Origin of the sequence: Streptomyces sp. NPDC048254 (assembly GCF_043201895.1) — a bacterium.
Lineage (GTDB): Bacteria > Actinomycetota > Actinomycetes > Streptomycetales > Streptomycetaceae > Streptomyces.
Genome location: NZ_JBICZJ010000010.1, coordinates 408,034 through 423,142, shown reverse-complemented (window position 1 = coordinate 423,142; position 15,109 = coordinate 408,034). Strand labels below are relative to the sequence as shown.

The following is a 15,109-nucleotide window of genomic DNA, read 5'->3' as shown; positions in this document are numbered from 1 at the left end:
AGAGGGTGCCGCCATCCATGCCAGCCATGCCATCCACGCCATCCGTGCGGACAGAGATTCGGAGCGAGCCGGTGCGGACCCTGCCTGCGGCCCTGCGAAGCTGGGCGCGCGAGACCCCGGACAGCGTGGCCCTGCGTCACGGTGCCGAGCGGCTCACCTACGCCGAACTGGACGCGAGCGTCGACCGCGTCGCCGTGACCCTCGCGGCGCGCGGCGCGGGCAGGGGTGACCGGGTTGTCCTCATCGGCCTGAACAGCATGGCCTGGGTCACGGCGTACCTTGCGTGCCTGCGCCTGGGCGTCGTCGTGGCCCCTGCCAACAACCGCCTCAGTCCAGGCCAGTTGAGCGACCAGTGCGATCTGATCGAGGCGAAGGCCGTCCTGCACGACCCCGCCCACGCGGACCTCGCACGGGGCAGTGCGCGGCCCGGCCGCGAGGTGATCGAACTCGGCGACCTGCTCCGGTGGTCCCGGGAGAGCGAACTCCTTCCAGGCTCCGCCGACCCTGCCGTCGGCCCCGAGGACCTCGCCCTCATCAGCTTCACCTCCGGCACCACAGGCGTCCCGAAGGGTGCCGTGATCAGCCACGAGGCCCTGTACAAGGGAGCCCTCGCGGTCGCCGAGTTCCACGGAAGCACCCAGGACGACAGCACGCTGGTTCTCGTGCCGATATTCCACAACACGGGATTCAACGACCAGTTCGGCCACATGCTCGTCGCAGGCGGCTGCACCCACCTGCTGACGAAGTACCGTACGGCCGACGCGATCACCGAACTACGGGAACGACCGGTCACCTTCCTCGCCGCGGTCCCGAGCATCCTGCGGCTGCTCATGATGTCCGACGAGGCCGAGCACATCTACGGCCCCGCCTCGAAGCTGTTCTTCGGCGGCAGCCCGATGCCCGCGGCATGGATCGACGAGCTTCTCGACCGCTGGCCGCACTTGCGTCTTACCCACGCCTACGGGCTGAGTGAGTTCACCTCGATCGTCAGTTTCCTGCCGCATGAACTCGTGGCGGCCAAGGGCGAGTCGGTGGGGGTGCCGGCGCCGCGCGTACGGCTCAAGGTCGTGGACGACGAGGGGCGCGCCCAGGCCCCGGGCCGGACCGGCGAGGTGTGGGTGGCCGGCCCCACCCGGATGACCGGCTACTGGCGCCGGCCCGAACTGACCGCGCAGAAGTTCCGCGGACAGTGGCTCCGGACCGGAGACCTCGGCTACCTCGACGACGAGGGCCTGCTCTGGCTCACCGGACGGGTCGACGACGTCATCAACCGCGGTGGGGAGAAGATCTTGCCGTCCTTCGTCGAGTCGTGCATCGCGCAGCGTCCCGACGTCGGGCAGGTCGTGGTGTTCGGCATCGAGGACCCGGTCCTTCAGCAGCGCGTGGCCGCGGCCGTCGAGCCCCGCCCGGACACCGGGTTCGACGAGCACGCCGCCCGGGACCACCTCTCGCAGCGGCTGCCCGACTACGCGGTCCCTGAGCAGTGGGTGATCTACGACAGGCTGCCCCTGACCGCCTCAGGAAAGGTCGACCGCCGCGAGGTCGCACGACAGTTCTCACTGCATGCCGCCTCGGGGGCGCCCGACGTGCGGTGAGCGCGCAAAGGTACGGCAGCGCACAGGGCTCGGCACCGGAAGTTACCGGTTCCGAGCCCTACGTATCTGTTTTTCCGTGTTCGCCCGGAGATGTCGACCTTGCCGCGTAGAATTGGTGGTCTCAGAGCGGTCTTTTGGTGCGGCCCTGAGGCTTTTTCCTGCGGTGGCTCCACAGAGCGGCAGGTGATGGAGTGAGCGAGAGCGGACGTCGTACTCGTGAGCCCGACACCCCGGCGGAGCGGGTGCGTGAGGCACGGCTGCGGTTGCTGCAGGCGACCGACGGCCCGCCTGACACGGAAATGCTGCGACTCATACTGCACCAGGCCGTCGCCGAGCTCGGCGGACTGGGCGGCATGGTGCATCTGGCCGGCGGCGCGGAGCACGGGTTGCGCCTGGCCGCGGCCAGTGGACTCCCGCGCGCCTTCGCACACGCGTGGGAGGACCTCGCCCAGGACGAGGCGACGGCTCCCGCTCTGGCGGTCCGCACCGGCACTTTCGTATGGCTCTTCGCCGCGGCCGAGCCGGGGCAGAGGCCCGGAGACCTTCCCGAAGGCACCGGGCTGGCAGCCGTCCCCCTCCCCGGCCCGCAGGGCCCGGTGGGCACCGTGTCCGTGCTGACCGCCACCGCGGACGAGCCGGACGCGGACGAGCAGCTGTTTCTGCGGGAGCTGGCGGAGTGCGCCGCCGATTGCCTGCGGAAGTCTCCGCCCGCCCCGAGCCCGTTGACGCCCGCCTGGTGGCAGGAACCGTCCGGCTCCCGCCACCAGGCCATGCGGGCGGTCAAGGTCGGAGCCTGGGACTGGGACCTGCGGACCGGCGCCCTGCTCTGCGACGAGACGATGTTGACGGCGAGCGGACTGGACCCGGACACCTATGACGGGCGGATCGAGACCTGGACAGCGCTCATCCATCCCGACGATCTGCCCGCGGTGAAAGCCGAGGTCGAGAAGGTGATCGCGAACCGGGGTGTGTACAGCGTCGAGTACCGGCTGTGCCGACCGGACGGCAGCATCAGCTGGATCGAGGGCCGCGGCCAGGTCATCCTCGACGAGCACGGAGAGCCCGTTCGTATGATCGGCACCGCCTGGGACACCACGCAGCCGCGGATGGCGCGCGACTGGGTCGGCCGTGCTCTGCGGCACATGAGCGACGGGTTCTTCGCCGTCGACGCCGACTGGTGTATCACCTACGTCAACGTCCAGGCGGAGCGCTTCTTCAGCACCGCGGACAAACTGCTCGGCCAGGTGCTGTGGGAAGCCGTCCACGGCATCAGCGCTGTCGGCCTGGAGAAGCGGTGCCGCCAGGCCGTCGCCGACGGCACGCCGACCGGCTTCGACATCGAGTCGCCCGACACACGACGCTGGTACCACATGAGATTGGTCCCGGTACCCGGTGGTCTGACGGTGTACTTCACCGACGTGACGGAGCAGCGGACGCATGAGGCCGAACGTGCCCATGCCGAACGCGCCAGCGCCGAACGCGCCGCTCGCATCGGGGAGTTGACCAGGGCCTTCGCTCAGGCCCTCACGGTGCAGAACGTCGTGAGCGCGATCCGGGATCACGTGGTGTCGCCCTTTGGCGCCGCGGGGCTGATCATTCACGCCATTGAGGGCGACCACCTGCGGGTGATGGGGGCGGTCGGGTACCCACCGGCATTCGTCGACCGTCTCAACGCCCTACGGCTCACGAAACCGTCACCGGTCGCCGAAGTACTCGACAGCCAGACCCCGCGGTTCATCGATTCCCCGGAGCAGTTCGCCGAACGGTATCCGCAGATCGCCGACTACCCGGCCGCGGGAGAGAAGCAGGCCTGGGCGTTCCTGCCACTGACCGCATCCGGCCATCCCATCGGCTGCTGGGTCATCTCCTTCGCCGCTCCACGCCACCTCACTGGTGAGGAGCGCACCCTGCTCACCACCCTGACCGGGCTCATCGCCCAGGCCTTCGAACGGGCCCATCTGTACGACGCCGAGCACACCCGCGCCCAGGAACTGCAGCGCGGCATGCTCCCGCGCACCCTGCCGGCACTGACCACGATCACCGCCGCCGCCCGCTATCTGCCGGCCGGCCGGGGCGTGGAGGTCGGCGGCGACTGGTACGACGTGATCCCGCTGTCCGCGGCCCGTGTCGCCCTCGTCGTCGGCGACGTCATGGGCCACGGCCTGTCCGAGGCCGTCACCATGGGACGGCTGCGCACCGCGGTCCACACCCTCGCCGACCTCGACCTGCCCCCCCGACGAACTCCTGGCCCACCTCAACGACCTCGTCAGCGACCTCGGCGACGACTTCTACGCCACCTGCCTGTACGGCGTCTACGACCCCACCGCCCGCGTCTGCACCTTCGCCGGTGCCGGCCACCCACCCCCCGCCGTCGTCACCCCTGACGGCACCGTCCACTTCCCCGAACTCGCTCCCGACCCGCCCCTGGGCGCCGCCGTCCCGCCCTTCGAGACCGTGGACGTCGAGCTTCCCGAAGGCAGTCTGCTGGCGCTCTACACCGACGGCCTCATCGAGTCCGCCGACCGGGACATCGAGGAGGGCATGATCCACCTGGGGCGAGTTCTCACCGCCGCCGCGGCCGGGAACTCCGAGCCGACCGCTGACGAATCGACCGTCGATGGGCGAAGGGCCGACTCCGACCGCCCGGGAAAGGCCGGGGACGTCGGCCGCGTGTGCGATGCCGTCACCTCGGCTCTGCTGCCCGCCCAGGAGCAGTCCCTCGACGATGCCGCGCTGCTCATCGCGCGCATCCACGGCCTGCCTGCCGAGGACATCGCCTCCTGGCCCCTGCCCGAACACCCCACCGCGGCGGGCGAGGCACGTCGCCACGTACGCGAGCAGCTGGATCAATGGCACCTGGACGACCTCGCCATGACCACGGAACTCCTGGCCAGCGAGCTGGTCGGGAACGTCGTCCGGCACGCGCAGGGGCCGTGCCAGTTGCGCCTGCTGCGAGGCCAGTCCCTCGTCTGCGAGGTCTCCGACGGCAGCCCGACCACCCCTCGCATCCGCCGCGCCTCGGACACCGACGAGGGCGGTCGCGGGCTCCAGCTCGTCGCGGCCCTCTCCCACCGCTGGGGTGCGCGCTACACCATCACTGGCAAGTGCATCTGGACCGAACAGCTCCTGCCGCCTCCGTCCTAGCCCAAGGAGGTGTTGGTGGCCAGGACGGCGTGCGGATCGGCGACGACCTTGTCGAGGGTCCGGATGACGTTCGTCTTGATGTCCCGGTTCTCGGCGACGGCCTCGATGACGAACTGACGGTCCACCATGTCCCCGAGGTCATGGGTGAACGAGAGCCGAGCGAGGGCGAGTTCGCGCTCCTCCTCACTGGTCTTGCCACGCTCGACGGCACGGTCCAGGGAGCCGGTGATACGGCGCTTGCCGGCGTCGGCAGCCTCCGGTCTGGCCTCGGCGACGAGGACATCGAGGCCGACACTGCATGCGGCGACCTCGGCGAAACCGGAGCCCATCAAGCCGCACCCTACGACGCCGAGACGAGAGATGATTTCCACGGGAGTCCTTAGATGCTCGGGGCACGTGCCACTCGGGTCAGGGAAGGTTGCGGGCCATGACGATCCGTTGAATCTGATTCGTCCCCTCATACACCTGCGTGATCTTGGCGTCATACACCGCACCTCGGCCGGCGAACGGATCACGTCACGGAGCATGTCGTGCTCCTCGGACGTGCGGTAAAGGTCGAAATCGCGGCCCATGGGCACACCCTTCACGACGACCAACAGAAATGGCACTGAGTACCCTACTTTAGGGCACTCAGTGCCACACGCAATGCTGTGTCACCTCAAGATCAGGTGTTATGTTCCACGTCACGACTGCGGAGCGGAGCACGAACCGTGACGCCGGCGGAGCCGCGAAACCCGCCATGCGGGAGCCGCCTCGCCCATCACAGCGGCCTTCCAACTGTTCCTGGAGCGTGGGTTCGAGCAGACCACGATCGCGACATCGTGACGCTCGCGGGGGCGGCGACGAGGAGGACGTGATCGTGCTCATCCGCAGGCGCAGCGCGCCCCTGTGGCGGGTCGTCCAGGGAATCGAATCCGCGCCGGACGTAGACGCGGCCACGACGACACTGGGTGCCACAGTTGAGGGAATTCAGTACCCTATGACTCGACGTGAGCACTCCCACGCCCGCGCCGCGACTCCACGAGCAGTTCGATCGCTTCTCCCGCCAGGGCAATGTCGGCATCCAACCGGGCGCGGTCACCATATCCGTGCCATTGCAGACAAAGGCCATCGAGGTGCGACGCCACCAGGCGAGCCAGCGGTTCCGTCAACTCCGGATCGTCGTCGTCCCGCATTCCCTTCCGAAGCACTGCTGCGAAACGGTCGATGAAAAGGTCGTAAGCCCGGGTGGCCAGTCCTGGATGCTGGCCCTCCTGCCGCAGTGCCCACATGTACAGGTCGAACTGCGCGCGCGCGTAGTCGTCGTTCTCCACGTACCAGTCCATCGTCGTGACCAGGAGAGACACCGCACCCTTCGCGAGTCCGGAGCTCTCCTTGCTCGCACCGATCCGTTCGAGCAACTGGTCTGAAGCATGTTCGAAAACGGCGAAAAACAGCTGTTCCTTCGTATGGAAGCAATAATGCAGCGTTGCCAGAGGCGCTTCGGCGGCTTCAGCGATGCGGCGGGTCGTCGCACCGCGCACTCCACGCTCCCCGATGACGCGCACCGTCGCCTCGATGTAGTCCTGGCGGCGCTGATCCATGGGAACCCGAGTCATCCGAGGACCTCCCCTGATCCTTTGTCTTAGTCATTTGAACGAACATCTCGCAGTCTAGTCCTCCACCGGGGACCACAAGCTGACTCGCGTCCGAAACTGCCCGGTTACCTCCGCGGCTTTCCGGGTCGGGCGGGGCGGATCTGATCACATGATCGAGTCACTTGACCAGAGCCGGGACGCTGAATACCTTGAAAGGCCTTGAAGACGCTGTCTCTTGCCGCTGCTGCCAGGAGGACGTTCGTGAACTCCGTCTCCCACACCCCATTGACGCCACTGTCCTTCCTGGAGAGGACGGCCCGCGTGTGGCCCGACAAGCCGGGGGTGATCTACGGCAACAGGAGCCTGAGCTACGGCGAACTCGCCGCCCAGACGACCCGCGTGGCCCAAGCCCTTCGAGCGAGCGGCGTACGGGCCGGCGACCGCGTCGCCTATCTCATGCCGAACCTGCCCGAGATGCTCGTCGCGCACTTCGCGGTGCCGCTCGCCCAGGCGGTGCTCGTCGCAGTCAACACCAGACTGTCCGGCGAGGAGATCGCCTACATCCTCGACCACTCCGGCGCGAAGGTACTGATCACCGACTCGGCTTTCCTCCCCGCGGTGGCGCCTGCCGTCCAGGTCGCCGACACGGTCACCGAAGTCATCGTGTTCGAGGACGCCGAGGCAGGTGTGGGCACCGACGCGGCGGCGAGCGCGGCGATCGGATCACGGCTGGTGAGCTACGAGGATTTCACGGCCCGCGGCTCGGACACCCCGCTCGACTGGTCGGTGGAGGACGAGCTCGCGCCGATCTCGATCAACTACACCTCGGGCACGACAGGCCGCCCCAAGGGCGTCGTCTACACCCACCGGGGCGCCTACCTGAACTCGTTCGGAGAGATCGTCCACTCGTCGCACCACCCGGACAGCGTCTATCTGTGGACGCTGCCGATGTTCCACTGCAACGGCTGGTGTACGCCGTGGGCCGTGACCGGCATCGGTGGTACGCACGTGTGTCTGCGCGAGGTTCGCGGTGACACCATCTGGCAGCTGATCCGTAAGCACCGGGTCACCCATCTCAACGGTGCGCCGACCGTGGTCACCACCATCCTGAACGCCGAGGAGGCCGGCCCGCTCGACCACCGGCTGGTGATCACCACCGCCGGTGCCCCGCCGAGCCCGACGACGATTCTGCAGATGGAGCGGATGGGCTTCGGGATCGTGCACGTCTACGGACTGACCGAGTCCTACGGCCCGTACTCCGTCTGCCAGACCCAGCCGCAGTGGTCCGCTCTCCCGCCCGAGGAGAGGGCGGCGGTCCAGGCCCGCCAGGGCGTCGGCATGATCCAGACCGAGGGCCTGCGCGTCGTGGACGAGCACATGGCGGACGTGCCGGCCGACGGCAGCACGATGGGCGAGATCGTGATGCGCGGCAACAACCTGATGGCGGGCTACTACCGCGACCCGGAGGGCACGGCCCAGGCCTTCCGCGGCGGGTGGTTCCACAGCGGCGACCTCGGCGTCATGCATCCCGACGGATACGTGGAGTTGCGCGACCGCGCCAAGGATGTCGTGATCTCCGGCGGGGAGAACATCTCCACCATCGAGGTCGAGCAGGCACTGATGAGTCATCAGGCAGTGCTCGAAGTCGCGGTCGTCGGGGTGCCGGACGAGAAATGGGGCGAGCGGCCGAAGGCCTTCGTCGTCCTCAAGACGGGCCGGGAGGCCACCGAGGAGGAACTGATCGAACACGTCCGGACGAAGATCGCGCGCTACAAGGCGCCCCGGAACGTCGACCTGGTGGCCGAACTGCCGAAGACCTCGACCGGGAAGATCCAGAAGTTCGCCCTGCGCGAGCCGGAATGGGCCGGCCGCACTCACCGCGTGCAGGGCTGAGCCCAAGAGGACCGTCTCTCCCCGGCCGCCGTCCGCAACGACCACCGGCCGGGGAGACCTGCACCCCTCCACGATGGCGGCGACACCGGCCGAGTCACCGCCGCGAGCGGAGTCCCATCGGCTGCCGACCAGCCGAACGCGTCTCGTCCGACGTGCGGTCCAGAGAAAGCTCCCGCACGGAGTATTGCGGACCGCGAGTGTTATCGCTAACACTATGGCTCGCGTCACCGACACGTTAACGTCCGATGTCGGAGAGTGCGCCCGAGCCCATTCTGTGGCCACTCTGGCGCATCCACTGCTGTGCCGCCTGCTGCTGCGCCGTCTGTCGCCCAAGTTCTACGGAGTGCAAAATTGTGAGCGCTAACATTCACGGGCGAAGCATCGCCGGCATGGAGAGCACACCGGACTCACCGGCGACCACCACGCCTCCCCGCACCGCTCCCCCCGTCGTCGGGCCTCGGACCCGCCGCCGGCTGCGGCAGACCCTGGAGGCGTACGCGCTGCTCACTCCCAGCCTGGTCGGCTTCATGCTGTTCCTGGTCGCGCCGATCGTCGGCGTCGTGGCGATCAGCTTCTTCGACTGGAACCTGATGGGGTCGCCGCGCTTCGTCGGGCTGGCCAACTACCGCGAGATGACGGGCGACAGCGAGGTCTGGCGCTCGGTGCGCAACACCCTGTACTACGTCGCCCTCAACATCCCCGCCCAGACCGTCCTGGCCCTCCTCCTCGCACTCGCCATGAACCGCAGGCTGCGCGGCGGCAAGGTGCTCCGGGCCGTCACCGACTAGCCAGTACCGACGAGGAGTCGTCCCCATCATGCAGGAAGCGACCCCGGCGCCCCGCTCCGGCGGGGGACCGCAGGCTCCGAAGGCCGTCAGCCTCTTTGACGTGGCCAAGGAGGCGGGCGTGTCCCACCAGACCGTCTCCCGGGTCGTCAACGGTCACCCCAAGGTCAAGGAGTCGACCCGGGCCCGGGTCCTGGACGTCATCGCGGAGCTGGGCTACACACCCAACCGGATGGCCCGGGCCCTGGCCGGCGGAGCGGTGCGCTCGGTGACCGTCCTGACCTCGGACACCTCCCTGTACGGCGCCTCGGCGACCCTGAAGGGCATCGAGGAGGCGGCCAGGGCGGCCGACTTCACGGTCGGGATCAGCGTGCTCGACGCCGACTCGGCCGAGCAGCCCGCGGACGTCGCGGCCCGGGTGAGCCGACCGGGCGAGGCGGTGCTCGTGATCGCCTTCGATGCCCCGGGGGTACGGGCATGGCAGGCGCTGCCCGCCGAGTTCCCGGCCGCGGCGGTGGTGGAACGGCCCGAGGACGGCCGCACCGGCGACCGGCCCCAGGTCTGGCTGGACGACCGGGCGGCCGCCGCCCAGGCCACCCGCTATCTCCTCGGCCTCGGCCACGAGACCGTGCACTACGTGTCGATCCCGTCCTCCACCACGCGTATCGGCCAGCGCGCCGAGGGCTGGCGCGACGCGCTGCGCGCGGCCGGAAAGCCGCTCCCGGAACCTCTTACAGCCGGCTGGGGCCCCCGCTCCGGCTACCTCGCCGCCCGCTCACTGGCGGCCGACCCGTCGGTCACGGCCGTGCTCTGCGGCAACGACGACCTGGCCCTCGGCGTACTCCGCGCGGCCAGGGAGGCGGGCCGTGACGTGCCGGGCGATCTCAGTGTGGTGGGCTTCGACGACGCGCCCCAGTCCGCCTACGTCCATCCGGCCCTGACCACTGTCCGTCTCGACTTCGAGGGCCTCGGCCGGGGCTGCTTCGGCATGCTCCACCGGCTCCTCGAACCCGACACCGCCCCGGCCCTGCCTCTGTGGGGCGAGCCGGAGCTGATCGTCCGGGAGAGCAGCGGCCCGGCCCCGTCACGGCGGGGCCGGCCCACGGACTGAGCCTGGCAACCGCTGCTTCCCGGGGCTCGCATTCGCGGGGGATGTGAGCGTTCACACCCACCCCCACCTAGCCCTCCCGCAGCGCAGCGGGAGGAGAAAGCCAGGTATCCATGTCCACCCGCACAAGACGCACCAGGCATTCCCTGACGAGCGCCCTGCTCGCCACCGCGGCCATGCTCGGGGCCTCCTTGGCGCTGCCGGCCACCGCCTCCGCCGCCACCCAGACCTTCACCGCCGACCTCGGCACGACCACCGGCGATGTCCTGCACGGGGCCAACGGCTCGCTGTACGGACTCAGTGACGACGGCGTACCCGGCGACAACCTGCTGGCGCCGCTCAAGCTGACCACCGTCTCCCAGAAGCCTCCGGGCGGCGCGCAGCACCCCAACGGCGACATTCTGAAGGTGGCGGCATCCTTCAAGCGCAACGGCGGGGGCAAGCTCTTCTGCAACATCCAGGACATGTACTCCGACTGGCCTTACCAGAACCTGGGCATCGCCGACTACCTGACCAAGGTCGACACCGTCGTCAACGCCATCAAGGCCAGCTCCTACGCCTCCGACGTCGTCTTCGTCCCGTTCAACGAGCCGGACGGCATCTGGTACTCCGGTCTCAACTCCTCCGACACCTCCACCTACCAGAGCGCCCGCGACAAGTTCCTCGCCGACTGGTCGACCGTCTATGACCGCATCAAGGCGGACTACCCGGCGGCGGTCATCGGCGGACCCAACACGGCCTCGTACAACTCCACGTTCCTGGGCGACTTCCTGACCTACGCCAAGGCCAACTCCGAACTACCGGACTGGATGACCTGGCACGAGCTCAACCCCGGCTCGCTCGCCGACTACCAGGGCCACTACACCACCTACCGGGCCCTGGAGACCGCCCGCGGCATCAGCGCGCGCCCCATCAACATCGACGAGTACGCCGACCGGCGTGACCTGTCGGTGCCCGGCCAGATGGTGCAGTGGACCTCGATGCTGGAGAACACCAAGTCCTACGGCGAACAGGCCTACTGGGACATGGCGGGCAACCTCGACGGCAACACCGCCATACGCACCAACACACCCAACAGCACCTGGTGGTTCTGGCGCTGGTACGCGGGCCTGACCGGCAAGACCGTCAAGGTGACCCCGCCGTCGGCCAACGCCACGGACACCCTGCAGGGCATGGCGTCCCTGGACACCACCCGCAAGCAGGCCCAGGTCATCGTCGGCGGCTCCGCCTCGGACACCAATGTCGTGCTGAACAACATTCCCGGCGCGACCTTCGGCAGCAAGGTCGAGGTCACCGTCCAGGCCCTCAACTGGGGTGGGTACGAGGGCGCATCGGCGACTCCGCTGACGATGTCCCGCGCCGCCTACACCCCCTCCGGCGGCAGCATCACCGTCCCGCTGACCGGCCTGAACGCCATGTCCGCCTACCGCATCACCGTCACCCCGAACGGCGGCGGCACCGCCACCGCGCCCACCGTGCCGTGGAGCGCGTCCTACGAGGCCGAGAACGCCACCATCACCGACGCCACCGTCGTCACCCAGGGGACGGTGTCCAACTACAACGGCTACGCCACCTCGGGCACCAAGGACGTCGGCTACATCAGCGCCGCCGACAGCAAGGTCGCCTTCTCGGTCTCGGTCCCCAGCGCGGGCACGTACAACCTCGCCATCTTCTACGGCAACCAGCACGGCACCCCCTCCCAGCAGGTGCTGACCGTCGACGGCGCGAACCCGCAGTTCGTGAACTACCCGTCCACGCTCAACTGGCAGTACCGCAGCACCGTGACCGTGCCCGTCACTCTGAGCGCCGGCAGCCACACCATCGCGCTCGCCGTCTCCAACTCCACGCTGGGCACCGCCACCGGTGAGGTCACCCTCGACAAGATCGACCTGACCGCCGCGCAGAGCACCCCGGAGACCGTGTACGACGCGGCCTTCGCCGACACCAGCGGCAGCGCCTCGTACTCGTACAGCAACGTCGGCGAGACCGGCACCGGCGCGGTGGTGCTGACCAGCGGCGGCAGCACGACCTTCGACACCTACGCGGCCACCGACGGGTACTACACCGTCAGCACCGACTACACCTCGGCGGGCGGTTCCACGGCGCTCGCCCTGAACGGCACCACTGTCGCGACCTACGGATCGTCGGGCGGATCGGCGACGACGTCGAGCACCAAGCTCTACCTGTCCGCCGGAATCAACCGCCTCAAGATCACCCCGAACAGCAGCACCACCATCACCCTGCGCGACCTGAAGGTCACCGGCGCCGGTTCCGCCACGGGCGTCACCACCTATCAGGCGGAGAACGCCACCCTCAGCGGCGCGGCGGTCGCGCAGACCGACAGCTGGGCCTCGGGCGGCAAGAACGTCGGCTACATCGGCAACGGCACCGCGAACAAGCTGACCTTCGGCAGCGTCAGTGCCTCGGCAGCCGGCCGCTACACCGTCGTCATCCACTACGCCGACAACGACCGCGCCGGCACCGGCAACTACAACACCAACGTCGAGTCCCGCACCGCCGACCTGTCGGTGAACGGCGGCACCGCCAACACCCTCACCTTCCGCAACACCTACAGCTGGAACGACTACTGGTCGCTCCCCACCACCGTCAGCCTCGCGGCAGGCACCAACACCCTGACGTTCTCCAACTCCACCGGCTGGGCACCCAACATCGACTACATCGAGGTGGCGCCCGTACTCGGCTGACCTCCACCACCTCGTGAGGGCCGTCCACCGCAGCCTCGCGCTGCGGCGGACGGCCCGCCCACCGACCCCGCGTCACCCCGCCCGAAAGGCCTGCTGCCATGCCGCCGTACATCGCCCACGACCCCGACCACCGGCTGTGGGTCCTGTCCGGACCAGCCTCCTCGTACGTCCTGCACCTCGACGACGAGGACCGGCTGCGCGGCCTGCACTGGGGCCCGGTGCTCACCCTGGAGCAGGCCGCCTCCCTGCTCGAACGGCCGCTTCCGCGCCGCCAGTTCGAGGACCCGGCCGACGGCGCCCTCGCGCTCGACACCGCCGGGGCGATGCGCTACGGCCACGCCGCCGTCCAGGTCCGCTTCGCCGACGGCGTACGGGACCTGGAGCTGCGCTGGACCGGCGAGACCCGCAGCGCCCACGAACTGGCCCTGACCTTCTCCGACCGGCACTACCCGCTGACGATCGAGGCACACTTCCGGGTCCACGCCGACACCGATGTCATGGAGCGGCACCTCGTACTGCGTCACACCGGAACCGAGGCCGCCGACGGCCCCGTCACCGTCGTCCGAGCCGACTCCGCGACCTGGAACGTCCCACGCCTGAACGGCTACCGACTCAGCCAGGTACACGGCCAGTGGGGCGCCGAGACCCAGCTCACCCGCACCGAACTGCCCTATGGCGAGACCGTGTTGAGCAGCCGCCGGGGCACCACCAGCCACCACGCCAACCCCTGGGTCATGCTCGACGACGGCACCGCCACGGAGGACCACGGCCGCGTCCACTCCGCCGCCCTGGCATGGAGCGGCAGCTGGCAGCTCACCGTGCAGCGTCTGCCCACCGAACGCGTCGCCGTGTCCGCCGGGGCGGGCCACTCCCCCATCACCCCACAGTTGCCGCCCGGCGCCGAGCTGCGCACCCCGGTCAGCGCCGCCGCGTACACCGAGGGCGGTTTCGGCGGTGCCGGCCGCGCCTGGCACCGCTATCTGCTCGACCATGTGCTGCCGCACCCACGGGAGGTGCGGCCGGTGCTCTACAACTCGTGGGAGGCCACCGAGTTCGACGTCGGCATCGAGGGCCAGAGCGCCCTCGCCGAGCGTGCCGCCGCGCTCGGCGTCGAGTTGTTCGTCATGGACGACGGCTGGTTCGGCGCCCGCACGCACGACGCGGCCGGCCTGGGCGACTGGACCCCCAACCCCGAACGCTTCCCCGACGGACTCACGCCGCTGATCGACCGGGTCCACGAACTCGGCATGCGCTTCGGCCTGTGGGTCGAGCCCGAAATGGTCAACCCCGACAGCGACCTATACCGGGCCCACCCCGACTGGGTCCTGCACCACCTCACCCGCCGCCGCACCGAGGCCCGCAACCAGCTCGTCCTCAACCTGGCCCGCCCCGACGTCGCCGCCTGGATGTACGACCGGCTCGACGAACTGCTCACCAAGAACGACATCGACTTCCTCAAATGGGACTTCAACCGCCCCTTCACCGAGGCCGGCTGGCCCGACGCCGAAGGCGACCCCGAAGCCCTGTGGACCGACCACGTCAATCACCTCTACGCCGTCATCGACCGGCTCCGCGCCACCCACCCGCACCTGCGCATCGAGTCCTGCGGCAGCGGCGGCGCCCGGCTCGACCCCGGCATCCTCGCCCGCACCGACCAGATGTGGACCTCCGACAACACCGACGCCCTCGACCGCCTCGACATCCAGCACGGCTTCTCCCAGCTCTACCCGGCCCGCGTGATGGGCGCCTGGGTCACCGACAGCCCCAACCCCTACACTCGCCGCAGCCTCCCCCTCGACTTCCGCTTCCACGTCGCCATGGCCGGCGTCCTGGGCATCGGCGGCGACCTCACCCGCTGGACCGACCCCGAACTCGCCCGCGCCGCCGAACTGGTCGCCGCGTACAAGCGCGTCCGCCCGCTGGTCCAGCACGGCCTCCAGTACCGGCTGCGCGCCCCGGGAGACGGTGAACTCAGCGCCGTCCAGTACTTGGCCGCCGACGGCACCGAGGCCGCCGTCCTCGTCACGCGCCGCGCCCGCCGTTTCGGCCACGCCGACCCCGCCCTGCCGCTGCGCGCCCTCGCCCCGGACGCCCGCTATCGCGACGCCGACACCGGGGCACGGCACCATGGCGCCGTCCTGCTCAGCCACGGCCTGCCGCTGACACTCACGCCGAACGACAACGCGAGCGCCCTGGTCCACCTGGTGCGGGAGGACTGACGGCGGCAGGACCGGTACAGGGCACCGCAGCCGGCCGGAGCTGCGTCGAGCACGTCGAGCAGCAGAATGCTGTCCGTTGGCGT

9 protein-coding genes and 2 pseudogenes are annotated in these 15,109 nt (G+C 69.3%); 9 read left to right on the top strand and 2 right to left on the bottom strand.

What is annotated here, in order from left to right:
- The first annotated feature begins 71 nt into the window (after nucleotides 1-71).
- The 4 genes and pseudogenes from ACGFZQ_RS28730 (at nucleotide 72) to ACGFZQ_RS28715 (ending at nucleotide 4,739) form a co-directional block, all read left to right on the top strand.
- The gene (locus ACGFZQ_RS28730; RefSeq protein WP_393842758.1) at nucleotides 72-1,595 is read left to right on the top strand and encodes a class I adenylate-forming enzyme family protein; all 1,524 of its coding nucleotides are present in this window, start codon (nucleotides 72-74) and stop codon (nucleotides 1,593-1,595) included.
- Nucleotides 1,596-1,894: 299 nt separating this feature from the next.
- Nucleotides 1,895-3,979 (top strand): PAS domain-containing protein, encoded by a 2,085-nt coding sequence (locus ACGFZQ_RS28725; protein ID WP_393842804.1) that lies wholly within the window; start codon nucleotides 1,895-1,897, stop codon nucleotides 3,977-3,979.
- Nucleotides 3,894-4,130: pseudogene (locus ACGFZQ_RS28720) on the top strand (PP2C family protein-serine/threonine phosphatase); the annotation flags it as partial. The gene ACGFZQ_RS28725 and the pseudogene ACGFZQ_RS28720, both read left to right, overlap by 86 nt.
- Nucleotides 4,131-4,136: 6 nt before the next feature.
- Nucleotides 4,137-4,739 carry an ATP-binding protein gene (locus ACGFZQ_RS28715; protein WP_393842803.1) on the top strand — a complete coding sequence of 201 codons (603 nt, stop codon included), beginning with the start codon at nucleotides 4,137-4,139 and terminating at the stop codon, nucleotides 4,737-4,739.
- A 5-nt stretch (nucleotides 4,740-4,744) separates the two neighbouring features.
- Here the strand turns inward: ACGFZQ_RS28715 and ACGFZQ_RS28710 are convergent.
- Together ACGFZQ_RS28710 and ACGFZQ_RS28705 are read right to left on the bottom strand one after the other, a co-directional pair.
- Nucleotides 4,745-5,110: pseudogene (locus ACGFZQ_RS28710) on the bottom strand (3-hydroxyacyl-CoA dehydrogenase NAD-binding domain-containing protein); the annotation flags it as partial.
- Between the two features lie 606 nt (nucleotides 5,111-5,716).
- Nucleotides 5,717-6,322, bottom strand: a complete 606-nt coding sequence (locus tag ACGFZQ_RS28705; protein WP_393842757.1) for a TetR/AcrR family transcriptional regulator — start codon at nucleotides 6,320-6,322, stop codon at nucleotides 5,717-5,719.
- Between the two features lie 255 nt (nucleotides 6,323-6,577).
- Between ACGFZQ_RS28705 and ACGFZQ_RS28700 the strand changes: the two genes are divergently transcribed.
- From ACGFZQ_RS28700 to ACGFZQ_RS28680, 5 genes are all read left to right on the top strand, one after another.
- Nucleotides 6,578-8,209, top strand: coding sequence for a long-chain-fatty-acid--CoA ligase (locus ACGFZQ_RS28700; RefSeq protein ID WP_393842756.1), 1,632 nt, complete (start codon nucleotides 6,578-6,580; stop codon nucleotides 8,207-8,209).
- Nucleotides 8,210-8,598: 389 nt separating this feature from the next.
- Nucleotides 8,599-8,997, top strand: coding sequence for a carbohydrate ABC transporter permease (locus ACGFZQ_RS28695; RefSeq protein WP_393842755.1), 399 nt, complete (start codon nucleotides 8,599-8,601; stop codon nucleotides 8,995-8,997).
- Nucleotides 8,998-9,025: 28 nt separating this feature from the next.
- The gene (locus ACGFZQ_RS28690; protein WP_393842754.1) at nucleotides 9,026-10,105 is read left to right on the top strand and encodes a LacI family DNA-binding transcriptional regulator; all 1,080 of its coding nucleotides are present in this window, start codon (nucleotides 9,026-9,028) and stop codon (nucleotides 10,103-10,105) included.
- A 110-nt stretch (nucleotides 10,106-10,215) separates the two neighbouring features.
- Complete coding sequence (locus ACGFZQ_RS28685) at nucleotides 10,216-12,807, top strand: CBM35 domain-containing protein (protein ID WP_393842753.1); 2,592 nt, start codon at nucleotides 10,216-10,218, stop codon at nucleotides 12,805-12,807.
- A gap of 98 nt (nucleotides 12,808-12,905) precedes the next feature.
- On the top strand, nucleotides 12,906-15,026 hold the full coding sequence (locus ACGFZQ_RS28680; RefSeq protein ID WP_393842752.1) for an alpha-galactosidase: 2,121 nt from the start codon (nucleotides 12,906-12,908) through the stop codon (nucleotides 15,024-15,026).
- Nucleotides 15,027-15,109: the final 83 nt, after the last annotated feature.

Excerpts from the sequence above, each read along its gene's own strand:
- ACGFZQ_RS28725 (WP_393842804.1), top strand. The coding sequence starts at position 1,895 with ATGCTGCGACTCATACTGCACCAGGCCGTCGCCGAGCTCGGCGGACTG.
- ACGFZQ_RS28715 (WP_393842803.1), top strand. The coding sequence starts at position 4,137 with ATGATCCACCTGGGGCGAGTTCTCACCGCCGCCGCGGCCGGGAACTCC.
- ACGFZQ_RS28705 (WP_393842757.1), bottom strand. The coding sequence starts at position 6,322 with ATGGATCAGCGCCGCCAGGACTACATCGAGGCGACGGTGCGCGTCATC.
- ACGFZQ_RS28695 (WP_393842755.1), top strand. The coding sequence starts at position 8,599 with ATGGAGAGCACACCGGACTCACCGGCGACCACCACGCCTCCCCGCACC.
- ACGFZQ_RS28690 (WP_393842754.1), top strand. The coding sequence starts at position 9,026 with ATGCAGGAAGCGACCCCGGCGCCCCGCTCCGGCGGGGGACCGCAGGCT.
- ACGFZQ_RS28685 (WP_393842753.1), top strand. The coding sequence starts at position 10,216 with ATGTCCACCCGCACAAGACGCACCAGGCATTCCCTGACGAGCGCCCTG.
- ACGFZQ_RS28680 (WP_393842752.1), top strand. The coding sequence starts at position 12,906 with ATGCCGCCGTACATCGCCCACGACCCCGACCACCGGCTGTGGGTCCTG.